Source organism: Roseateles sp. P4_D2 (genome assembly GCF_056401875.1).
Window position 1 is genome coordinate 193,106 of record NZ_JBFUIM010000007.1, and the last position, 22,620, is coordinate 215,725.

At 69.5% G+C, this 22,620-nt stretch carries 20 protein-coding genes; 9 read left to right on the forward strand and 11 right to left on the reverse strand.

Features of this window, described 5'->3' with window-relative positions; all coding sequences use genetic code 11:
- The first annotated feature begins 8 nt into the window (after positions 1–8).
- A complete protein-coding gene (locus AC1DW0_RS14595; RefSeq protein WP_457390680.1) occupies positions 9–668 on the forward strand; it encodes an NAD(P)-dependent oxidoreductase in 660 nt (219 codons plus the stop codon).
- A gap of 5 nt (positions 669–673) precedes the next feature.
- On the opposite strand, the gene AC1DW0_RS14600 is transcribed toward AC1DW0_RS14595, so the two are convergent.
- The gene (locus AC1DW0_RS14600; protein ID WP_477946597.1) at positions 674–1,582 is read right to left on the reverse strand and encodes a LysR family transcriptional regulator; all 909 of its coding nucleotides are present in this window, start codon (positions 1,580–1,582) and stop codon (positions 674–676) included.
- 119 nt (positions 1,583–1,701) lie between these two features.
- Between AC1DW0_RS14600 and AC1DW0_RS14605 the strand changes: the two genes are divergently transcribed.
- Positions 1,702–2,109, forward strand: a complete 408-nt coding sequence (locus tag AC1DW0_RS14605; protein ID WP_457445415.1) for a RidA family protein — start codon at positions 1,702–1,704, stop codon at positions 2,107–2,109.
- 32 nt (positions 2,110–2,141) lie between these two features.
- A complete protein-coding gene (locus AC1DW0_RS14610) occupies positions 2,142–3,173 on the forward strand; it encodes an asparaginase (protein WP_477946599.1) in 1,032 nt (343 codons plus the stop codon).
- A gap of 12 nt (positions 3,174–3,185) precedes the next feature.
- Here AC1DW0_RS14610 and AC1DW0_RS14615 read toward each other — a convergent pair whose 3' ends face one another.
- Entirely contained in the window at positions 3,186–3,677 is a 492-nt protein-coding gene (locus AC1DW0_RS14615) for a hypothetical protein (RefSeq protein ID WP_157282101.1), read from the reverse strand.
- Between the two features lie 228 nt (positions 3,678–3,905).
- On the opposite strand from AC1DW0_RS14615, the gene AC1DW0_RS14620 reads away from it, so the two are divergent.
- The 4 genes from AC1DW0_RS14620 (at position 3,906) to AC1DW0_RS14635 (ending at position 10,374) form a co-directional block, all read left to right on the forward strand.
- A complete protein-coding gene (locus AC1DW0_RS14620) occupies positions 3,906–4,562 on the forward strand; it encodes a TetR/AcrR family transcriptional regulator (RefSeq protein ID WP_477946602.1) in 657 nt (218 codons plus the stop codon).
- 155 nt (positions 4,563–4,717) lie between these two features.
- A complete protein-coding gene (locus AC1DW0_RS14625; RefSeq protein WP_477946604.1) occupies positions 4,718–6,169 on the forward strand; it encodes an efflux transporter outer membrane subunit in 1,452 nt (483 codons plus the stop codon).
- 5 nt (positions 6,170–6,174) lie between these two features.
- Entirely contained in the window at positions 6,175–7,263 is a 1,089-nt protein-coding gene (locus AC1DW0_RS14630; protein WP_477946606.1) for an efflux RND transporter periplasmic adaptor subunit, read from the forward strand.
- Between the two features lie 12 nt (positions 7,264–7,275).
- Positions 7,276–10,374, forward strand: a complete 3,099-nt coding sequence (locus tag AC1DW0_RS14635) for an efflux RND transporter permease subunit (RefSeq protein ID WP_477946608.1) — start codon at positions 7,276–7,278, stop codon at positions 10,372–10,374.
- On the opposite strand, the gene AC1DW0_RS14640 is transcribed toward AC1DW0_RS14635, so the two are convergent.
- The 6 genes from AC1DW0_RS14640 to hutC all read right to left on the reverse strand — a co-directional run bounded on the left by AC1DW0_RS14640 (position 10,361) and on the right by hutC (position 16,759).
- On the reverse strand, positions 10,361–11,914 hold the full coding sequence (locus AC1DW0_RS14640; protein ID WP_056204025.1) for a methyl-accepting chemotaxis protein: 1,554 nt from the start codon (positions 11,912–11,914) through the stop codon (positions 10,361–10,363). The genes AC1DW0_RS14635 and AC1DW0_RS14640 overlap by 14 nt on opposite strands.
- Before the next feature lie 150 nt (positions 11,915–12,064).
- Entirely contained in the window at positions 12,065–13,462 is a 1,398-nt protein-coding gene (hutF, locus tag AC1DW0_RS14645) for a formimidoylglutamate deiminase (RefSeq protein WP_477946611.1), read from the reverse strand.
- Positions 13,450–14,250: an N-formylglutamate deformylase gene (hutG, locus tag AC1DW0_RS14650; RefSeq protein ID WP_056204031.1), complete on the reverse strand. Its 801-nt coding sequence runs from the start codon at positions 14,248–14,250 to the stop codon at positions 13,450–13,452. The genes hutF and hutG overlap by 13 nt, the downstream gene beginning before the upstream one ends.
- Complete coding sequence (gene hutI / locus AC1DW0_RS14655) at positions 14,247–15,434, reverse strand: imidazolonepropionase (protein WP_457353791.1); 1,188 nt, start codon at positions 15,432–15,434, stop codon at positions 14,247–14,249. Before hutI ends, hutG begins: the two co-directional genes overlap by 4 nt.
- Positions 15,431–15,970, reverse strand: coding sequence for a HutD/Ves family protein (locus AC1DW0_RS14660; protein WP_056204036.1), 540 nt, complete (start codon positions 15,968–15,970; stop codon positions 15,431–15,433). The genes hutI and AC1DW0_RS14660 overlap by 4 nt, the downstream gene beginning before the upstream one ends.
- A 69-nt stretch (positions 15,971–16,039) precedes the next feature.
- Positions 16,040–16,759, reverse strand: a complete 720-nt coding sequence (hutC, locus tag AC1DW0_RS14665; RefSeq protein WP_056204511.1) for a histidine utilization repressor — start codon at positions 16,757–16,759, stop codon at positions 16,040–16,042.
- 67 nt (positions 16,760–16,826) lie between these two features.
- Between hutC and hutU the strand changes: the two genes are divergently transcribed.
- Entirely contained in the window at positions 16,827–18,503 is a 1,677-nt protein-coding gene (gene hutU, locus AC1DW0_RS14670; protein ID WP_477946614.1) for a urocanate hydratase, read from the forward strand.
- A gap of 8 nt (positions 18,504–18,511) precedes the next feature.
- Positions 18,512–20,017 (forward strand): histidine ammonia-lyase, encoded by a 1,506-nt coding sequence (hutH, locus tag AC1DW0_RS14675; protein ID WP_457353795.1) that lies wholly within the window; start codon positions 18,512–18,514, stop codon positions 20,015–20,017.
- Here hutH and clsB read toward each other — a convergent pair.
- From clsB to nudB, 3 genes are all read right to left on the reverse strand, one after another.
- On the reverse strand, positions 20,011–21,273 hold the full coding sequence (gene clsB / locus AC1DW0_RS14680) for a cardiolipin synthase ClsB (RefSeq protein WP_056204043.1): 1,263 nt from the start codon (positions 21,271–21,273) through the stop codon (positions 20,011–20,013). The two genes, hutH and clsB, sit on opposite strands and share 7 nt — an antisense overlap.
- On the reverse strand, positions 21,270–22,061 hold the full coding sequence (locus tag AC1DW0_RS14685; RefSeq protein WP_056204046.1) for an endonuclease/exonuclease/phosphatase family protein: 792 nt from the start codon (positions 22,059–22,061) through the stop codon (positions 21,270–21,272). Before AC1DW0_RS14685 ends, clsB begins: the two co-directional genes overlap by 4 nt.
- A 79-nt stretch (positions 22,062–22,140) precedes the next feature.
- Entirely contained in the window at positions 22,141–22,611 is a 471-nt protein-coding gene (gene nudB / locus AC1DW0_RS14690; RefSeq protein ID WP_056204049.1) for a dihydroneopterin triphosphate diphosphatase, read from the reverse strand.
- Between the last annotated feature and the right edge of the window lie 9 nt (positions 22,612–22,620).

Sequence of the window (22,620 nt, forward strand, 5' to 3'; positions counted from 1 at the left end):
AGAACCTCATGAACATCGCTCTCATCGGCGCCACCGGATTCGTTGGCACTGCCGTCCTCGCCGAGCTGCTGCAACGCGGCCACCAGGTCACCGCCCTCGTGCGCGACCCCGCCAAGCTGGAAGCGCGCCCGGGGCTGACCGCCGTCGTTGGCGACGCTTACGACGCCAAGGCCGTGGCGGCCACCGTGCGCGACCATGACGCCGTCGTGTCGGCCTTCAACCCGGGCTGGAACGAGGCCGAGCTCTACGACAAGTTCCTGCGCGGCGCGACCGCCATCACGCAGGGCGTGGAAGCCAGCGGCGTCAAGCGCCTGCTCGTCGTCGGTGGCGCGGGCAGCCTGTTCGTCGCACCCGGCGTGCAACTGGTCGACACGCCGGACTTCGCCAGCCATGTGCCGGCCAACATCGTCCCCGGCGCCCGTGCGGCGCGCGACCACCTGACCGCCCTGCGCGGCAACACCCAGCTGGACTGGACCTTGCTGAGCCCGCCGGCCCTGCTGGCCCCGGGCGAGCGCAGCGGCAACTACCGCGTCGGCGGCGAGCAGTTGCTGATGGCGGGTGACGCCCCCGCCGGCATCACGGTGGCCGACCTGGCCGTGGCCATCGCCGACGAGATCGAGCAGCCGCGCCATCTGCGCGCGCGCTTCACCGTCGCCGCGCCGCTCTGAGGCCGTCAGCGTGGCAGTTGCCGCGCCAGCAGCGCGACGACCCAATCGATGAAGACCCGCAGCCGCGCGCTGACATGGGGGTTGGGCCGGTAGGCCAGGTACAGCGGCATTGGCGCGAGGCGCCAGTCCTCGAAGACGGGCCGCAGCTCACCGGCGGCGGCGTGCGCATCGGCCATGTAGCGCGGCAACCAGAGCAGGCCGATGCCGGCCAGCCCGGCGGCGAGGTAGGCATTGCCGTCGTCCACCGTCAGCGTGGCTCGGCCGGCGACTTCCACGATCTCGTCGCCGTGCGTCATCGCGTACATCAGCGGGCGGCCGGCGCGGGCGCCGCGATAGCCCACGACGCGGTGGTGCGTGCCCTCCAGCTCGCTCGGGTGGGACGGCACGCCGGCACGCGCCAGGTACGCCGGTGCCGCAAACACGCCGAGCTGCAGCTCGCCGACCCGGCGAGCCACGAGCGAGGGGTCGGCCAGCTCGCCGCCACGCACGACGCAGTCCACGTTGTCGCCGATCAGGTCCACGAAGCGGTCGCTGACGCCCAGCTCCAATTCCAGCTCCGGATAGCGCGCGTGAAAGCCCGGCAGTGCCGGCACCAGCACCAGCCGCGCCAGCGGGCTGGGCACGTCGACACGCAGGCGCCCGCGCGGCACGCCCGACGCGCCGGCGAGGCTGCTCTCCACCTCGTCCAGCTCGGCCAACAGGCGCACGGCCTGCGCGTAGTAGGCGGCACCGTCGGCGGTGGCCTGCACGCGCCGGGTGCTGCGGTTGAGCAGGCGCACGCGCAGCCGCGCCTCCAGCTCCTGCACCAGCTGGGTCACCCGCGTGCGGCTGAGCTGCAGCGCCTCGGCCGCCTTGGTGAAGCTGCCGGCCTCCACCACTCGCACAAACGCCTGCATGGCATCAAAGCGGTCCATCGCGCGCTCCTTGGGTTGCGATTGTCCAGTGCGGCAAAACAGTGGTGTCCGCCGCAGCGTCTAGCTCGAAAGAGAGCCGTTGCCTAGAGTGGAGCCATCGTTTTTTTCTGGAGATTGCCATGACCCGACGCGACGTCGTCTTCCCCGCCGGCCGCCAGGCCCTGTACGAGCACAACCGCTATTCACCGGCGGTGCGCGCCAACGGCCTGCTGTTCGTGTCGGGCCAGGTGGGCAGCCGGCCAGATGGTTCACCCGAACCCGACCTCGAGACTCAGGTGCGGCTGGCTTTTGACAACCTCAACGCCGTGCTCGCCGCCGCCGGCTGCAGCTTCGACGACGTGCAAGACGTGACCGTCTACATCGTCGACCCCGAGGCCAACTTCGAGAAGATCTGGGCCATCGTGCCCGAGTATTGGGGTGAGGCGCCCTACCCCACGCTGACTGGCATCGGCGTGACCTGGCTGTACGGCTTCAAGTTCGAGATCAAGGTGGTGGCCAAGCTGCCGGAGGCTGCGCAGGCGGTTTAGGCTTGCGCCTTTGCCTACCGTCCGAGCGGCCCATGAACCCCGTCCTCATCGAAGTCCTGCGCGGCAGCACCGTCGAGTCCCGCCATGCCGGCGCCCTGGCCATCGTCGACGCCTCGGGCGCCGTGCACACGGCCCTGGGCGATATCGACCGGCCCATCTTCCCGCGCTCGGCGGTCAAGCTGCTGCAGGCCCTGCCGCTGGTGGCCAGCGGCGCGGCCGAGACCTTCGGCCTGACAAATGAAGAATTGGCCCTGGCCTGCGCTTCGCACAGCGGCGAGCCCGAGCATGTGGCGACGGCCGCCGGCGTGCTGGCCAAGTTGGGGCTGACGGCCGACGCGCTGGAATGCGGCACGCAATGGCCCAGCCGCGAGCCGGTGCTGCGCGGCATGGCGGCGCGCGGCGAGATCGCGACGCCGCTGCACAACAACTGCTCGGGCAAGCACAGCGGCTTTGTCTGCGTGGCCTGCCTGATGGCGCGCAATGCTGGCGCCGAGCCGGCTGAATTCGCGCGCGGCTATGTCGCGGCCGAACATCCCGTGATGCGCGAGGTGTCTTCCGCCTTGTCAGCCGCAACGGGCGTGGACGTCGAGCAGGCCCCGCGTGGCATCGACGGCTGCTCCATCCCGACCTTTGCCTTGCCGCTGCGTTCACTGGCACTGGCATTTGCGCGCTGCGGCACCGGCCAGGGGTTGTCCGACGAGAACGCCCGCGCCGCGCGCAGGCTGCGCCAGGCCGCTGCGATAGCGCCCTTCATGGTGGGCGGCACGGACCGCTTCGACACCCGCGTCATGCAGGCCTTCGGCGAGCGCGTCTTCTGCAAGATCGGCGCCGAGGGCGTCTACTGCGCGGCGCTGCCGGAACTGGGCCTGGGCATCGCGCTGAAGATCGACGACGGGGCCGCCCGCGCGGCCGAAGCGGCTTTTGCCGCGGTCGCCCAAGGCCTGCTGAAGATCGAAGACGAGCTGTTACGCAGCTACAGCCACTTGCAATTGCGCAACTGGCGCGGCATCGATGTCGGCTCGCTGAGGCCGGCGCAAGCGCTCACCCAAGCGCTCGCACCCTAAGCACGTTCCGCCTCAGTGGCGGTCGCGGCGCGGTGCCAGCGCCTGATCGGCGTTGCTGCTGGTCGATGTGTCGGTCGTGGTCGTCGTGGTCGTGCTCGACGTCGTCGTGTCGGTGCTGCTCGGGTAGGCAGGCGTGCTCGGCTGGGTCTGAGCCGGCATGGGCGGTGCGGCGCTGACATCCGTCGCCGGCGAGATCGGTGGCGAGGCCTCGCTGGTCGTTGTCGTGGCAGGCTGCGGCTCGATGCTGGCCACAGGCGCCGCAGGAGCCGGGGTCTCGGCGGGCATCGCTACCGTCGTTGTCGTGTCCACCGGATTGGGCTGGCTCGTCGTGTCCAGCGGATTGGTGGGCGTGGCCTCGGCCAGGGTCGGGGCCGTATCGGCGTCGCGCGACAGGCCGGCGGTTTCATCGCTGGAGCGCGTGGACGCGCAGCCGGCGACACCAATCACCAGGGCGGCCGTCGCCAGCGCAACAGTCGTCGACAAGGGGTTGAATTTCCTGCTCATGATGAACTCTCCAAGGTTGATGAAGCGGTTCACGCTGCCATCACCTGGCAGCGCGGCGCGGCCGACGCCGCCTGTGCAGGCCGGCAAAGACCGTTCCCGTGCCGGAAGCACCCCCTGCCGGCGGAGCCCATCTGATGCCTTGCTTGGCGCGCCGTCAGTCGCCAGTCGATAAGAAACGATACAAAACGCGACCAAGCAAGCGCTTGGTTGGCCTTACAGTCCAGCCCCATGCGTGCTGTGAATCCCTCCTCGTCCGCACCCTTGCCGCCGCGCGAGCGCCTGCTGCGGGAGGCCATGCGCCTGTTCGGCGAACGCGGCTTCGACGCCGTGCCGACGCGGGAGATCTGCGCCGCCGCGGGCGTCAACCCGGGTGCCATCCACTATCACTTCGTTGACAAGGACGGTCTCTACCGCGAGGTGCTGCGCCTGCCGGTGCAAGAGTTGCAGCAACAGCTCACCGGTTTCGATGACCCGGGGCTGGACCTGCACGAGGCCATCCGCCGCTTCCTGCAGCCCTTCCTGTTCGACGATGGCGCCTGCAGCGCCCAGATGTTCTTCCGCGAGATGCAGGCGCCCAGCCCCATCTTCATGCAGACGGTGGCGCAGGAAGTCGGGCCCATCTTCGACCGCTTCGCGCGCCTGCTGGCGCGCCACGCCGGCCTGGTCGAGCCGACGGCCGCCATCCACCAGCTCGCCATGGGCCTGCAGGCCATGGCTCACGACTACTCCATGACCCGACCCATGCTGGACGCCTTCCACCCCGAACTGCTGGCCGACGACCCCCTGCTCGAGCACACCTGCGCCCGCCTCGCCGACTGGGGCTGCGCCCTGGTCGCCTACGAACGCGCCAAACATGAAGCCCCTCGTCCAGCCGCGCACCGCTGAACGCGGTGCGTCTGACCGGTCCCCCGTGGGGACGGCGATGCCCGCGGCGTTGAGCCGCGAGCACATCGCCAGCGCGGGCCGGCTCGGGAGCGGCCCAGCGCTCGGCCCGGAATACCCCTTTTTCAGGTACCGCGAACACGCAATGGACAACTGAAATGATCCCCCCAAGAAAAATCCTCGCCGCCCCTCTGCTGGCCCTGCTGAGCGCCTGCATGACGGCGCCCACCGCGACGCCGCCGGTCGCCACGGCCATCCCCGCCGCCTGGCGCTCGCCGCTGCCCCACGGCGGCAGTACGGCGGCACTGACCCAATGGTGGGCAGCCTTCGAGGACCCGCAGCTGGCCCGCCTCATCGAGCGCGCCGAGAGCGGCAGCCCGACGCTGGCCCAGGCCGCCGCCCGCCGCCGCCAGGCCGAKGCCAGCGCCACCCAGGCCCGTGCCGCCCTGCTGCCCCAGCTGACGGCCAATGCCCAGGTCCAGCGCGGTCGCAACCTCAACGCCGTCCCCGGCATCAGCAGCCAGGGCAGCGCCCAGTTCAACGCGAGCTGGGAGATCGACCTCTTCGGCGGCCAGCGCGCCGCCGCCGCGGCCGAGAACCTGCAGGCCCAGGCCGCGGCGTCGGACTGGCATGCCGCACGCGTCAGCCTGGCCGCGGACGTGGCCCAGGCCTATGTGCAACTGCGCCTGGCCCAGGGCCACGAGGAATCCACGGCGCTGGACACCCGGTTTGCCGAACAGATTGCCGGCTGGGCGCGCGAGCAGCAGAAGGCCGGCCTGATGAGCGCCAGCGACGCGGCCATCCTGAACACCGAACGCGCCGCGGCCTCCGCCGCTCGCAGCCAGTGGCGGGCCGAGGCCCAGATCGCGCTGCAGAGCCTGGCCCTGCTGTGCGGCGAGCAGGCCCAGGCCCTGGCCAAGGAGCTGGCACCGCCGGCCATCGCCGACGAAAAGTTCGAGCTGCGCCGCAGCCAGCCCAAGGCGCCGGGCTTCGACGTCAGCGCTCTGCCCGCCCAGTTGCTGGCCCAGCGCCCCGACGTCGCCGCCGCCCACCAGCGCTGGCTGGCCGCCACCCAGCAGCAGCGCAGCGTCGAGGCCCAGCGCTGGCCGCAGCTCAGCCTCGGCGCCCTGGCTGGCGAGTCGCGGCTGCGCGTCGGCGGTGCCAGCAGCAGCGCTTCGATGTGGGCCGTCGGCCCGTCCCTGAGCCTGCCGCTGTTTGACGGCGGCCAGCGCAAGGCCCGTGCCGAAGGCGCCCAGGCCGCCGCCGACGAAGCCGCCGCGGCCCTGCAAGCCCGTTGGCAGACGGCCGTCGCCGAGGTGGAGGAGGCCCTGCAACGCGTGGCCGCCGGCGCCGAGCGCGAGCGCGAGGTGGACGCCGTCAAGCGCGAATGGGAGGGCATCGCCCGCCGCTCCTTCTCGCAGGCCCAGGCTGGCCTGCAGAGCGGCGTGCAGCGCAACACCACCTTCCGCAACGCGCTGGCCGCCTACGACGCCGTGCTCAGCGTGCGCGCCGAGCACGCGCTGGCCTGGATCCGCCTCTATCGCAGCCTGGGTGGCGGCTGGACAGCCGACGCCCCCACGACGAACACGAACACCGCCTCCGCGCGCTGAACGCCATGAAGATCCGCATTCCTTTCCTGACCACCGCACTCACCGTCGCCCTTGCGGCGGCCTTTGTCGCCGCCCTGTCCAGCCCCGCCTTCGCCGCCGACGCCGCCAGCGCGGCGCCCAAGGCGGCGCTGACCGTCAAGCGCGTCGTCGCCCAGGCCGGCACCTGGCCTCAGACCCTCGCCGGCACCGGCTCCATCGCCGCCTGGCAGGAGGTCGTCATCGGCGCCGAGATCGGCGGCCAGCGCCTGGCTGCGCTGCTGGTCGACGTGGGCGACCGCGTCAAGAAGGGCCAGTTGCTCGCCCGCTTGAGCCCCGGCACGCTGGAGACGGATCTCGCCGCCAGCAAGGCCGCGCTGCTGGAGGCCGAGGCCTCGGCCCGTGAGGCGCGTCAGACCGCCGAGCGCGTGAAGACGCTGCAGGGCAGCGAGGCGCTGTCGCCCCAGGCCATCGACCAGGCCCTCGCAGCCGACGCGGCCGCGCAGGCCCGCGTGGCTGCGGCCAGGGCGCGCGTGCAGGCCGACCAGCTGCGCCTGTCGTACACGCAGATCACGGCGCCCGACGACGGCGTCATCAACGCCCGCATCGCCACGCCCGGCGCCCTGGTGCAGCCGGGCCAGGAACTGTTCCGCCTGCAACGCCAGGGCCGCCTGGAATGGCGCGCCGAGGTGCCCGGCGCCGAGCTGGCCCAGCTCAAGGTCGGCCAGACGGTGCGTGTGCAGCCCAGCGGCGCTCAGGCCGTGGAAGGCCGCGTCCGCCGCGTCGCGCCGCAGATCGACCCGCAGACGCGCAACGGCCTGGTCTATGTGGACCTGAAGGCCGGCGAGGCTTTGCGTGCCGGCCTGTTCGCCCGCGGCGACTTCGTGCTCGGCGAGAGCCAGGGACTGACGCTGCCGCAGACGGCGGTGCTGCTGCGCGACGGCTTCAGCTATGTCTTCCGCCTCGACGGCAGCAAGGTGCGCGAGCAGAAGGTGCAGCTCGGCCGCCGCGAAGGCAACCGCGTCGAGGTCAAGTCAGGTCTCGCCGCAGGAGCTGCCGTCGTCGAGTCGGGCGTGGGCTTCCTCGCAGACGGTGACACGGTTCGCGTGGCGCAGTAAGGAGACGCCACCATGTTCAACGTCTCCCGCTGGTCCATCGCCAACCCGGTGCCGGCCATCATGTTCTTCATCATGCTGACGGCGGCCGGGCTCTACGGCTTCAAGCAGATGAAGATCCAGCAGTTCCCCGACATCGAACTGCCCACCATCGTCGTCAGCGCCTCGCTGCCAGGCGCAGCACCCGCGCAGATGGAAACCGAGGTTGCCCGCAAGATCGAGAACTCGGTCGCCACGGCCCAGGGCGTCAAGCACATCTACACCAAGGTGCAGGACGGCATCGCCACCGTCACCGTCGAGTACCGCCTCGAGAAGCCGCTGCAGGAAGCCCTGGACGACACCCGCGACGCCGTCGCCAAGGTGCGCGCCGACCTGCCGGCCGATTTGCGCGACCCGGTCATCACCAAGATGAATCTGTCGGGCATGCCCATCCTGACCTACACGGTCTCAAGCAACCGCATGGACGACGAGGCCCTGTCCTGGTTCGTCGACAACCAGGTGACCAAGCGCATGCTGTCGGTGCGCGGCGTGGGCTCGGTGGCCCGCGTTGGTGGCGTCAGCCGCGAGCTGCGCGTGGAGATCGACCCCAGCCGCCTGCTGGCCCTGCGCGTCAGCGCCGCCGATGTGTCGCGCCAGTTGAAGCAGGTGCAGCAGGAGGCTCCCGGCGGCCGTGCGACGCTGGGCGGCTCCGAGCAGTCGCTGCGCACCATCGCGACCGTGCAGACGGCCGCCGAGCTGGCCGCGCTGAGCATCCCGCTGCCGGACGGCCGCCACGTGCGGCTGGACCAGGTCGCTGCCGTGACCGACACCCTGGGCGAGAAACGCGCCGGCGCCTTCCTGAACGGCAAGTCCGTCGTCGGCTTCGAGATCGTGCGCGCCAAGGGGGCCGGTGAGGTCGACGTGGCCGAGCGCATCCGCGCCGCGCTGGAAGAACTCAAGGCCGCCCACCCCGACATCACCGTCACCGAGGCCTTCAACTTCGTCGACCCCGTCATCGAGAACTACGACGGCAGCATGAAGCTGCTGCTGGAAGGCGCAGCGCTAGCCGTGCTGGTGGTCTTCCTGTTCCTGCGCGACTGGCGTGCCACCTTCGTCAGCGCCGTGGCCCTGCCGCTGTCGGCGATTCCGGCCTTCCTCATCATGTACTGGATGGGCTTCACGCTGAACGTCGTGACGCTGCTGTCGCTATCCCTCGTCATCGGCGTGCTGGTGGACGACGCCATCGTCGAGATCGAGAACATCATGCGCCACCTGACCATGGGCAAGACGCCGCTGGAAGCCGCCCGCGAGGCGGCTGACGAGATCGGCCTGGCCGTCATCGCGACCACCTTCACGCTGATCGCCGTCTTCCTGCCCACCGCCTTCATGAGCGGCGTGGTCGGCAAGTTCTTCGTGCAGTTCGGCTGGACGGCCTCCATCGCCGTGTTCTTCTCGCTGGTCGTCGCCCGCATGCTGACGCCGATGATGGCCGCCTACATCCTGAAGGCACCCAAGAAGCAGCACAAGGAACCGTTCTGGATGGCGACCTATCTGGGCTGGGCACGCTGGGCCTTCACGCACAAGGGCAAGACCCTGGCCATCGCCGCGGTCTTCGGCGTGGCCGCCTGCACGCCGCTGTTCATGGGCGCCATCCCCGGCGCCTTCATCCCGCCGGACGACCTCAGCCAGACGCAGATCAGCATCGAGCTGCCGCCCGGCAGCACCTATGAGCAGACGGCGGCAATCGCCGAACAGGCGCGCGCTGCCGCCGCTGCGCACAAGCAGGTCAAGCTGGTCTACACGGCCGTCGGCGGCGGCAGCGCCGGCGGCGACCCGTTCGCCATGAGCGGTGCGGCCGAGGTCCGCAAGGCGACCCTCACGCTGAATCTGACGCCACGCCACGAGCGCCGCGGCATCAGCAAGCAACAAATCGAGCGCGAACTGCGCGAGAAGCTGGAGAACATCGCCGGCGCCCGCATCAAGGTGACCTTCGGCGGCTCCAACGACAAATACCAGCTCGTGCTGGCCGGCGAGGACGGCGAAGCGCTGGCGGCCCATGCGGCCAAGGTCGAGAAGGAGCTGCGCGCCCTGCCCGGCATCGGCCAGGTGACGAGCAGCTCCAGCCTGCAGCGCCCCGAGCTCATCGTGCGCCCCGACGCGGCGCGCGCGGCCGACCTGGGCGTGTCCACCGCGGCGATTGCCGACACGCTGCGCATCGCCACGGCCGGCGACTACGACCAGTTCCTGCCCAAGCTCAACCTCAGCCAGCGCCAGGTGCCCATCGTCGTGCGCCTGCCCGACGCGGCGCGCGCCGACCTGGCCCTGCTCGGCCAGCTGACGGTGCCCGGCACACACGGCCCGGTGCCGCTGCAGCAGGTGGCCGAGCTGACGCTGACCAGCGGCCCGGCCCAGATCGACCGCTTCGACCGTCTCCGCAACGTCAACTTCGAGATCGAGCTCAACGGCATGCCGCTCAGCGAAGTTCAGGCGGCCGCCGCGGCCCTGCCCAGCATCACCAACCTGCCACCAGGCGTGAGCAAGGCCGAGATCGGTGACGCCGAGGCCTTTGCCGAACTGGGCCAGGGCTTTGCGCTGGCGATGGGCACGGGCGTGGCCTGCATCTACATCGTGCTGGTGCTGCTCTTCCATGCCTGGGTGCAGCCGGTGACCATCCTGGGTGCGCTGGTGCTGTCCATCCCGGGCGCCATCCTGGCGCTGTTCGTGACCGGCACCGACCTGTCGATGCCGGCCATGATCGGCATGATCATGCTGATGGGCATCGCGACCAAGAACTCCATCCTGCTGGTGGAATACGCCATCGTCGCCCAGCGCGAGCAGGGGCTGACGCGCCTGGAGGCGCTGCTGGATGCCTGCCACAAGCGCGCCCGGCCCATCGTCATGACGACGCTGGCCATGGGCGCAGGCATGATGCCCATCGCGCTGGGCTTCGGCACCGACCCGAGCTTTCGCGCGCCGATGGCCATCGTCGTCATCGGCGGACTGATCACCAGCACCTTCCTGAGCCTGCTGGTGATTCCGGTGCTCTACGAGGTGGTGGACGACTTCATTCAGCGCGTCAGCCGAAAGAAAAAGGCGCAGCCGGAAGGAAAAGAAGGCGCCGTCAGCTCAGCTTGAACACGGCCACTGATTGAGATAAGTCGTCGGCCTGCTGCTGCAGGCTGGCGGCCGCCGCGGCGGATTCTTCGACAAGCGCGGCGTTTTGCTGCGTCATCTGGTCGAGGCTGGCGATGGCCTGGCCGATCTGGCCGATGCCGGTGCTCTGTTCGCCGGTGGCGAGGCTGATCTCTGACACGATGGAGCTGACCCGCGCGATGGCGTCAATGATCTCGTGCATGGTCTGGCCCGCGCGGGCCACCAGCGCGGTGCCGCTGTCCACGCTCTCGCCGCTGCTGAGGATCAAGCCCTTGATCTCCTTGGCGGCCTCGGCCGAGCGCTGGGCCAGCGTGCGCACCTCGCCAGCAACAACGGCAAAGCCACGGCCCTGCTCGCCCGCCCGCGCGGCTTCCACGGCCGCGTTCAGCGCCAGGATATTGGTCTGGAAGGCGATGCCATCAATGACGGAAATGATGTCGCCGATCTTGGTTGACGACGCACTGATGCGGCCCATGGTCTGCACGACCTCGTCCACCACCGCGCCGCCGCGGCGCGCCACCTCGGCGGCGTCCGTGGCCAGCTTGTTGGCCTGGCGCGCGGATTCGGCGTTGTGCGTGACGCTGGCCGTCAACTCCTCCATTGCCGATGCCGTCTCCTGCAGGTTGGACGCGGCCTGCTCCGTGCGGTTGCTGAGATCCTGGCTGCCGATGGCCACCTCGCGTGAGGCGGTGGCGATGCTGTCGGTGCTGCTGCGCACGCCGGTGACAACCTCGGCCAGCGAGTCCTGCATGCCTTGCACGCCGCGCATCAGCGCGGCGGTCTCATCGCGGCCCTCGGCCCGCACGGGCTGGCTCAGGTCACGACCGGCAATGCGCTGGGCGCTGAGGATGGCGCGGGCCAGGGGCTCCAGGATGGAGCGGATGTTGAAGAAGGTGTAGGTGCCGATGACCAGCACACCGCCAATGATGACCAGCGTCAGGTCCATGCGGATGGCCTTCTCCTGCTGGTCGAGCACCGCAACCTCCTCGGCCGAATGCTTGTCGACCTTCTCGGTCATCTCGGCGAGCGACTTGTCCATCGACCGCACCGTGCCCTTGATCGGCTCCATCGCCTGATTGGCCGCCGCGGTGTCGCTGAATTCGCCCTTGGCCACGCGCTCGGCAATGCCGTTGAAGCCGCTGCGGTAGTCCTGCAACAGCTTGATGAGCTCGGCCGGCATCTGCTTGACGTCGGGCGCGATGTCCAGCTTGGCGACCTTGTTCAGACTGGTAGAAACCTTCTCATAGGTTTCGCCCCATTCCTTGCGGTAGCGCTCGACGGCCTTGGCGTCCGCAAGGTTGATGAGCAAGTCCTTCTCGTAGCGCCGCAGGTTGCCGACGCCGGCGCGTATGTGGGCCAGTTGAGTCAGAGACTCGACGTCGTTGTCGAGGTAGTGAACGAACTTCGCCTTGGCCAGCGACAGGCTCCACAGCCCGTGCAGGCCGATCACCAGCATCGCCGCGATGGCGAGGCCCGCCAGTGCATAGAGCCGCGCCTTGATCGTGAAATTGCTGAGCTTCATCGCCACTCCTCACCACGAACGCAAGCCGCAACGGGCGGCACCGTCGTCCCTCGCAGCCGCAGCCTGTCGACCCAGGAATGATCACAGCGGCGTGATTTATTAGAGGTCGTGGCGCGAGCCTAGTCCTTTGTCAGGCGGCCGCCAAGGGGCTCAAGCCCCCGGGGTGGCGTCAGGCGACCACAGCTCACGCATGGCTGCCTCGAAGGCATCCCCCACCCGGGTGGGGGCCCGCCACGGCCGGGCCCGGCCGGCCACCCAGACCGACTGCCAGGGCGAGCCGTTGCTGCCAAAGACGACAGCATCCAGCAAGGCTTCGTCGGGCAGGCCACGCAGCGCATCGGCGTCGCGATTCAGCACCAGGGCGTCGGCGCGGGCGCCGGGCGTCAGGCCCCAGGCCGCGAAACCGGCAGCGCGGGCGCCACCTTGGACGGCAGCATCGAAGAGCCTGGCCGCGCTGGACGGCTGGCTGTCCGGCGCCGACGCGACATTGCGCTGGCGCAAGGTCAGGCGCTGGCCGTACTCCAGCCAGCGCAGCTCCTCCACCCAGCCGCGCGTGACCTGGCTGTCCGAGCCCACCGTCAGCGGCACCCCACCCGCCAGCCAGCGCGGCAGGTCGGCCAGGCCGTCACCCAGGTTGGCTTCGGTGCCGGGGCAGATGACGATGCCGGCGCCGCTGCGGGCGACGGACTCGATCTCGGCCGGTTCAGCATGGGTGGCATGGACCAGCTGCCAGCGCGGATCCAGATGACCCTCGTCCGCCAACCACTGGATGGGGCGGCGGCCGGTCGCAGCGAGGCAGTCGGCCACCTCGGCCGTCTGCTCGGCCACGTGGATGTGGATGGGCAGGTCGGCCGCGCCGGCCAGATCCCGCAGGCGGGCGATGTCGCGCGGCGAGGCGCCGCGCAGCGAATGCAAGGCCACGCCGGCATTCACGCGCGGCAGGCCGGCGGCCAAGACGCGCTGGCTGGCGCGCCAGACCCAGTCGGCATCGGCGGCAAAGCGGTGCTGGTCGGGTCTCAGGTCCGTGTTCGACGCATTCACACCGAAACCGCTGCGCGTGTAGACGACCGGCAGCAGCGTCAGGCCGATGCCGACGTCCTCGGCCGCCTCGGCCAAGGCCCAGGCCATCGCCAATTCGTCTTCGAAGTGCTGGCCTTGCGCGGGGTGGTGCAGGTAATGGAACTCGCAGACCTGGGTGTAGCCACCGCGAAGCATTTCGGCATAGAGCTGGCTGGCGACCGCGCGCAGCTGCTCGGGCGAGATGCGCAGGGCCAGGGCATACATGCGGTCGCGCCAACTCCAGAAGTCGTCCTGCCCGGCGTCGCGGCGCTCGGCCAGCCCGACGAAAGCACGCTGGAAGGCGTGGCTGTGGGCATTGACGAGGCTGGGAATGACCGGGCCGCCGAGCTTCTCCGCGTCTGGCGGTGCCGACAGGTTGACCGTAATCTCCGACCAATGGCCGTTCGCATCGACGCTGAGCAGCACGTCGCGCTGCCAACGGCCATCCACCCAGGCCAGGCTGGCGTGCAGTCGCTTCAAGGCTGCCATGCGAGCATCTCTTTCAACATCTTTTCGATCAACGGCGCCACGTCAGTCGCCAGGGCGTTGTCGTAGGCACCCGAGGGCTGCGCTGCCTCGTTCATGTAGCAACGCTGGCACATCTCCAGCTGAACCGCGTGCACCCCGTCGCCCGGGCGGCCATAGTGGCGAGTGATGTAGCCGCCCTTGAAGCGGCCGTTGACGACCTGGCTGAATTGCCGCTGGCTGGCCAGCAGCGCGGCCAGGCGGTCGGTGATGGCCGGCGCGCAGGAAGCGCCATCGGCCGTACCGAGGTTGAGGGCCGGCAACCGGCCCTCGAACAGCCAGGGCAGCTCGGAGCGGATGCTGTGGCCGTCAAAGAGCAATGCATGGCCGTGTTCGGCGCGCAGGCGTGTCAGCTCCGCCGCCAGCGCCTCGTGATACGGCTGCCAATAAGCCTCGCGGCGCGCGGCGATCTCGATGGCGTCCGGCTCGGTGCCGTCGACGTAAAGAGGGTCGTCGGTGAAGAAACGGGTCGGCACCAGGCCGGTGCCTCCCGAAGCGCCGGGATAGAGAGGCTGATCGTCCGGCGGCCGGTTCAGGTCGATGACGTAGCGGCTGTAGCGCGGCACGATGAGGCTGGCGCCCAGCGCTGATGCCAGCGGGCCGTAAAGGCGCTCCAGGTGCCAGTCGCTGTCCTCACTGGCCAGGGCGCGCGTTACCAGGCGCTTGGCCACCTCGGGCGGAATCTCCGTGCCGACATGCGGCAGGCTGATCAACAGCGGCGCGCGGCCCTGCTGCAGGCGATAGACGCTCATGACCCCCCCTGATTTCCTTGGAAGACCCGTTCTTTCAGCGGGTTATGCCCAAAGCATGCTGCCAGCTCGCGGGGGTGCGCGCTATCCCAGACACAGAAGTCGGCGCGCTGGCCAGCCACGAGCTGACCACGGTCGGTCAGGCCCAAGGCACGGGCGCCGTTGACGGTCAGGCCGCGCAGCGCCTCCTCGGGTGTCAGGCGGAACAGCACGCAGGCCATGTTCAACATCAGCAGCGGCGACAGCGTCGGCGAGCTGCCGGGGTTGTGGTCGGTGGCGATGGCAATGGGCACGCCGGCCTCGCGCAGCGCGGCAATCGGCGGCAACTGGGTTTCGCGCAACGCATAGAAGGCGCCGGGCAGCAGCACCGCGACGGTGCCCGCCTCGGCCATGGCCCGAACACCGGCCGGGCTGAGGAACTCAAGGTGGTCGCAGCTCAGCGCTCGGTAACGGGCCGCGAGCTGGGTGCCGCCCTGGTCACTGAGCTGCTCGGCGTGCAGCTTGACCGGCAGGTTCAGCCGCTGCGCTGCGTCGAACACGCGCGCGACCTGGGCCGGGTTGAAGGCAATGTGCTCGCAGAAGGCGTCGACCGCATCGACGAGGCCGGCCTCATACAGGTCGGGCAGCCACAGGCAGGCAGCGGCGATGTAGTCGTCGGCATCGGCGAACTCGGGCGGCAGGGCATGGGCGGCGAGATAGGTCGTGCGCACGTCGATGCCCAGGCCTTGGAGCTGGCGCGCGACGCGCAGCATGCGCGCCTCGGTGGCGGCGTCCAGTCCGTAGCCGGACTTGACCTCCAACGTCGTGACGCCCTCGCGGATGAGGGCCTGGGCGCGCTTGCGGGCGGCGGCCAACAGCTCGGCCTCGCTCGCCGCACGTGTCGCCGCGACCGTGGAGCGGATGCCGCCACCAGCCTTGGCGATGTCGGCATAGCTCGCGCCATGCAGCCGCTGCTCGAACTCGTTGGCGCGGCTGCCGCCGTAGACGAGATGGGTGTGGCAGTCCACCAGCCCCGGCGTGACAAGGGCACCATGCAGTTCGATGGTCTGCTCGGCCGCAGGAGCCTCGGCGCTCGGGCCGACCCAGCGCAGCAGGCCGTCCTCGACCAACAGAGCGCCGTCGTCGATCAGGCCCCAGCCATGCTCGCCGGCCAGCGTCGCAAGAACCCCGCCGCGCCATAGCTTCATGTATCGGGGCCCCAGGTCAACCACCAGGCATTGCCCTCGCCCGTGAAAACGCAGCTCTGCGCCACCGGGTCCTCACACCAGGCCAGCGTCAACGGCGCCATCGGCATCGCGCGGTGGCCATGCTCGAGCAGGCCGCCGTTGACGGTGAACAGGCCCACCCAAGGCGTCTTGGGCAACAGCACATGGTGGGCCGACTCGACCTCCAGGTTGCCGCGCCTCTCCATCACGTTGAAGACGTCGGTCTCACCCTTGATGAGCTCGGCCTCGGGGGCGAGGCCACCGTCGAAACGCAGCGGCTCGTCGCCGATGCTCTGCGGCCAGTCGAACAGGCGCAGGCCCGCGCCGCCGATGACGGCCAGCCAGCGGTGCACGCCGGGGAAGGCCGAGAACGGCCCGTCACGCTCGACACGCGCGACGCTGACGCGGACTGCCCAGTCATGGGCGTGCGGCCAGGCGAGCAGCTCGCGCGTGGTGCCGCCCGTGTTTTTCCAGGCCTGCGGCTGCACGTCGGCCGCGCTGACCCTGCTCCAACTCATGTTCTTTTCCTTGCGCTCAAGCCCGCTTCACGGGAGTGGAGCATTTTCCGCAGCTCTGTGCGGCGCAGCTCATGCCGCGAAGCTCCCTTGCAATTGGTAACGTGCTCCGGGGTGGGTCAGTTTCACGCTGGTTACGGCAACACCGCGGCTGTAAGTGATGCGTTTGACGACCAGGCAGGGGGCGCGGCGGTTGATGCCGAGCAGCTTGGCTTCAACCTCGCCGGGCAGGGCCGCCTCGATCATGTAGCGCGCTTCGGACAGCGGCGCCACCTCCAGCAGGTAATGCGTCGGCGTGATGCGCGTGAAATCCTGTGAAAGATAGTCGGGCGCACTGGCCGGGTTGACGGCACGCTCCTCGCACTGGATGGCCACGCCGTTCTCCAGGTGCACGATGAGGCTGAGGAAGACGGGCGCACCACGCTTGAGGCCGAGCTCGGCCGCCTGCTGCGGCGTCGCCTTGCCCTTCAACAGCGCATGCACGCGCGCCTCGTGCATGCCGCCGCGCTCGAGGATCTCCTCATGCACGTCACGCACATTCAGCGTCGACGAGATGCGATGCAGCTGGGCGACGAAGCTGCCCACGCCCTGGACGCGCTCGATCAGCCCTTCCTGCACCAGCTCGCGCAACGCCCGGTTCACCGTCATGCGGCTGACTTCGAACTGGGCGACAAGAGCGCCTTCGCTGGGCAGCAGATCGCCGGCCACCCAGTGGCTGCTGGCGATGCCTTCGCGCAGATGGTTCTTGACCTTGAGGTACTGGGGTTCGGGGCTGGCCGGGCTTCTGGGCATGGGCGCCATCCTAGTTGACTTGACTTGTATAGACAACTAGAGTTCGCGGCACTTTCAGGAGTACCCGATGTCAGCCCTGCCCCGCCCTGTCAAAGCGCCCACCGGCACCCAGCTCAGCTGCAAGAGCTGGCTGACCGAGGCTGCCTACCGCATGCTGCAAAACAACCTCGACCCCGCCGTGGCCGAGAACCCGGACGCGCTGGTGGTCTACGGCGGCATCGGCAAGGCGGCGCGCAACTGGGAGGCGTTCGACGCGATCTGCAAGTCGCTGCGCGAACTCAACGACGACGAGACACTGCTGATCCAGTCCGGCAAGCCGGTGGGCGTGTTCCGCACCCACCCGGACGCGCCGCGGGTGCTGCTGGCCAACTCCAACCTCGTACCGGCCTGGGCCACGTGGGAGCACTTCCACGAGCTGGATCGCAAGGGCCTGATGATGTACGGCCAGATGACGGCTGGCAGCTGGATCTACATCGGCAGCCAGGGCATCGTGCAGGGCACCTATGAGACTTTTGCCGAAGCCGCACGCCAGCATTACGGCGGCGTGGCCAAGGGCCGCTGGGTGCTGACCGCGGGCCTGGGCGGCATGGGCGGCGCCCAGCCGCTGGCAGCCACCTTCGCGGGCTTCTGCTCGCTGAACATCGAATGCCAGCAGTCGCGCATCGACTTCCGCCTGAAGACCCGTTATGTCGACGAGCAGGCGTTTGATCTGGACGACGCGCTGGACCGCATCGCCAAGTACACGGCCTCCGGCGAGGCCAAGTCCATCGCGCTGCTGGGCAACGCGGCGCGGCTGATCCCGCAGCTTGCCGAGCGCTGCAAGCAGGGCACGGCCATCAGGCCCGATCTGGTCACCGACCAGACCTCGGCGCACGACCTCATCCACGGCTATCTGCCGGCCGGCTGGAGCGTCGAGCAGTGGAAGGCCGCCGCAGCCGATCCGGCACAGCACGCCGAACTGAAGACCGCTGCCGCCAAGAGCTGCGCCGACCATGTGAAGGGCATGCTGGCCTTCCAGCAACTGGGCATCCCGACGGTGGACTACGGCAACAACATCCGCCAGGTCGCGCTGGACCAGGGCGTGGCCAACGCCTTCGACTTCCCCGGCTTCGTGCCCGCCTATGTGCGCCCGCTGTTCTGCGAGGGCAAAGGCCCGTTCCGCTGGGTGGCGCTGTCGGGCGACCCCGAGGACATTCGCAAGACCGACGCCAAGCTGAAGGAGTTGTTTCCCCAGCATGAAGCCCTGCACCGCTGGCTGGACATGGCCGCCGAGCGCATCGCCTTCCAGGGTCTGCCCGCGCGCATCTGCTGGTTGGGGCTGGGCGAGCGCCACCTCGCGGGCCTGGCCTTCAACGAGATGGTCAAGAGCGGCGAGCTGAAGGCGCCCATCGTCATCGGCCGCGACCACCTGGACAGCGGCTCCGTCGCCAGCCCCAACCGCGAGACCGAAGGCATGAAGGACGGCTCGGACGCCGTATCCGACTGGCCGTTGCTGAACGCACTGCTGAACACGGCTGGCGGCGCCACCTGGGTGTCGCTGCACCACGGCGGCGGCGTGGGCATGGGCTACTCGCAGCATTCCGGCGTCGTCATCGTCTGCGATGGCACCGACGCGGCCGCGAAGCGCATTTCGCGCGTGCTGTGGAACGACCCGGCCACCGGCGTCATGCGCCACGCCGACGCGGGCTACGACACCGCCGTCGACTGCGCGAAGAAGAACGAACTGAACCTGCCTTCCCTGTGAAGTCTTCTATGAAACTCATCCCCGGACAACTGACGCTCGATCAACTCGCCGACATCGCCGCCGGCCGCGCTGCGCTGCAGCTCGACGACTGGCGTGCCGTCGACAAGAGCGCCGCCCTGGTCGCTGCCGCCGCCGCGGGCGATGCGCCCGTCTATGGCGTCAACACAGGATTCGGCAAGCTGGCGAGCACGCGCATTGCCAAGGACCAGCTCGCGGCACTGCAGCTCAACCTGATCCGCAGCCACGCGGTGGGCGTCGGCGCGCCGATGTCGCCCGAGGTCGTACGCCTGATGCTGGCGACCAAGGCTGGCAGCCTGGCGCGGGGCTTCTCGGGCGTGCGCCGCGAGGTCGTGCAAGCCCTGCTGGATGCGCTCAGCGCCGGCTTCGTCCCCTATGTGCCCTGCCAGGGATCGGTGGGCGCCAGTGGAGACCTGGCGCCACTGGCTCACCTCACACTCGCGCTGATGGGAGAAGGCGAGGCGCTGGTGGCCGGCAAACGCATTCCGGCGCGCGACGAACTGGCCCGCCTGGAGCTGCGACCACTGACGTTGGCCGCCAAGGAGGGCCTGGCCCTCATCAACGGCACGCAGGCCAGCACGGCCCTGGCCCTGCACGCGCTGCTGCGCTTCGAGGGCCTGTTCGCCACGGCCCTGGCCAGCGGCGCGATGACGCTGGATGCAGCCCGCGGCAGTGACGGCCCCTTCGACGCCCGCATCCACGAGGTGCGCGGCCAACCGGGCCAGATCGAGGTGGCCGGCGTCTACCGCGAGCTGCTCGCCGGCAGCGCCATCCGCCAGTCGCACCGCGAGGGCGACGAGCGCGTGCAGGACCCGTACTGCCTGCGCTGCCAGCCTCAGGTCATGGGTGCCTGCCTGGACCAGGCCCGCCACACCGCCGGCGTGCTGGTGCGCGAGGCCAATGCCGTCACCGACAACCCGCTGGTGTTCGACGACGTGATGATCTCGGGCGGCAACTTCCACGCCGAGCCGGTGGCCTTTGCGGCCGACAACCTCGCCCTGGCGATTGCCGAAGTGGGCGCGATTGCCGAGCGCCGCATCGCCATGCTGATCGACCCGGCCATCTCGCGCCTGCCGCCCTTCCTGACGGCCGACGCCGGCCTGCACAGCGGCTTCATGATCGCCCACGTGACGGCCGCGGCCCTGGCCAGCGAGAACAAGAGCCTGGCCCACCCGGCCAGCGTGGACAGCCTGCCGACCAGCGCCAACCAGGAGGATCACGTGTCGATGGCCACCTTTGCCGCGCGCCGCCTGCACGCCATGATCGACAACACGGCCCACATCGTTGCCATTGAGCTGCTGGCGGCGGCCCAGGGCATCGACTTCCTGCGTCCGCTGCAGAGTTCGGCGCCGGTGGAGGCCCTGCACACGCGGCTGCGCGCCGACTGCGCCAGCAGCCCGGCCGATCACTACCTTGCGCCGGACATCGAGCGCGCGGCCGCATTGGTGCAGGCCGGAGCGCTCAAGGCCGAGCACGCGCCGGGTTTCGCTCAGTAGCGCCCCGCCGCGCCTGCGACGCGCAAGAACACGTAGGCAAACCACACGACGACGGCCTTGTGCAGCAAGGCGCGCAGGCCGGTACCGGCACGCTCGCCGACGCGCTGCGAGACCGCGATGGCGGCCTCGATCTCGCTGGCGAGTTGAACCGCGAAGCCGGCGTCCTGCACGACGACGTTGGCCTCCAGGTTGACCAGCAGTGACAGCGGGTCGATGTTGGAGCTGCCGACCGTGGCCCACTGGCCGTCGACGACGGCGACCTTGGCATGCAGGAAGGCTGGCGTGTACTCGTAGATCTCGACGCCATGGCCGAGCAGGTCCGCATACAGCGCTTCGGCAGCCCAGCCCGCGATCCGGTAATCCAGCTTGCCTTGCAGGAGCAGGCGCACGCACACGCCGCGGTCGGCGGCGCGGCGCAGGGCATGGCGAATGCGTTGACCGGGATAGAAATAAGGGCAGACCACGTCGACGCTCTCGCGGGCGTCGGTGATGGCATCGGCATAGGCATGCTCGATGGTGCGGCGCCGCCGCAGGTTGTCGCGCAGCACGAAGGCGGCGCGGACCGGTTGCAGATGCGACACCGGCTCGCCCAGCCGCTGCGGCCCGCGCCAGAGCTGAGTCACCCAGAGGCCGAAACGGCGCCGCAACGGCACGTAGTCGATAAGCGCATCGTCGAACTCCCGGCCCAGCCAGGCGCGTGACCAGATCGAACGCACGCTCTGCGCGACCAGGTCAACGAGGCCGCCACTCACCTGCACGGCGAAGTCCAGCCGCGGCAGCTCGGTGACGCCATGGTGCATGTCCAGGCGATCATCGATGACGTTGATGCCGCCGACGAAGGCCTGCTCGCCATCGACAACGCAAAGCTTCTGGTGCAGGCGGCGCAACTGGCCCGGCTGGAACCAGCGCCACCAGCGATCCATGGGCCGGAACACCGCCAGGGCCACGCCGCTGCCGGCAAAGCGCTCGCGCAGCGTCCTGATGCTGGCGTTGCTGCCGAAGCCATCGACGACGAGGCGCACGCGCACGCCACGCTGATCCGCCGCAATCAAGGCATCGGCCAGGGCCAGCGAGGTGGCGTCGTGATGAAAGATATAGGTCGCCAGCCAGACCTCGCGGCTCGCGCCGTGGATGGCTGCATGCATGCGCGGGAAAAGCTGCTCGCCGCCGCGCAGCAGTTCGACCTCATTGCCGCCAACGAAGCCGGGGTCGGCGGCCTGGTGGCGTCGGCGCCGCCTAGACCCCAGGCGCCTCATTCGAGGGCCAGCTCCACAATCAGCGGCAGGTGGTCTGACATGCGCGACCAGCTCGGGCCGCGCGGCACCTGAACGCCGGTGCAGCGCAGGCCACGCATGTAGACGCGGTCCAGCGCGAACACGGGCAGGCGCGATGGAAAGGTGGGGGCCCGAGTCCGCCCGTGCGGCGCCGTCGCGCGACGCAGGCCGTGGGCACGCATGGGCGTGTCCAAACGCTCACCCCAGTCGTTGTAGTCGCCGGCAACAAGGAACGGCGCGCCCTCGGGTACGTTGTCGCGCACAAAGCTGGCGAGGCGGTCGACCTGGCGCATGCGGCTGGAATGAATCAACCCGAAATGCGCGACGACGACGTGCACGACCGTGCCATGCCAGTGCACCGGCACATGCAGCAGGCCGCGTTGCTCCAGGGAGTGGTCCGACACGTCGTGGTGGCCGATGTCGCCCATGGGCCAGCGCGACAGCAGCGCGTTGCCATGCTCGCCGAACTTGGTCGTCGCGTTGGTGCGGTAGGCCACCTCATAGCCCTCGGGCGCAAGGAACTCGGCCTGGCCCTTCTCGGGCCAACCGAACCAGGTGCGGTCGAAGTAAGCGGCTTCGCGGTGATGGAAGAGACGCACCTCCTGCAGGCAGACGAGGTCGGCGTCCATGGCCTCCACACCCATCTGCAGGTTGTGGATCTCCAGGCGTTTGGCCGGCCCGAGGCCGCGCACGCCCTTGTGGATGTTGTAGGTGGCCACGCGCAGCACTTCGCCGGGCGGGTGAGGGGTGGGGCGGGCGACGGATCTCATGGCATCTCAGCGGCGTGCGGCCGCCCGAAGCCGCTGAGCGCCCCCTCGGGGGGCAGCGAACGGAGTGAGCGTGGGGGCTTCATAAGATTGCGGCGCTGAAGCGGGGCAGCTGCAGCACCGCTTCGGCGTTTGACGGTGAGAAGCAGCGGTCGGCAGCCTCATGCCAGGGCAGCCAGAGCCACGATAGATGCTCGCGCGGAGCCAGTACCGGCGTCAACGCCTCAGGCAGTTGTAGGCCGAAGACGTGTTCGGTATTGCGCGTGACGCCCGGGGCGTAGCGATGGCGCCAGTGAGGGTAAATCTCGTAAACATTGGCGAGATGCCAGTCGCGCAGCTCACCGCCCAATGCGGCGATGTCGAAGCCCGTTTCCTCCAGCACCTCTCGGCGTGCGGTCTCCGCGAGCGCCTCGTCGGGAGTGTCCTTGGAGCCCGTGACGCTCTGCCAGTAGCCGGGATGGTCAGCGCGCTCGATGAGCAGGACCTGCAGGTCCGGCGTGTGGATGACGACGAGGACGGACTCGGGGATCTTGAAGGGCTTGGCCGGGGGCATGCGGCCAGC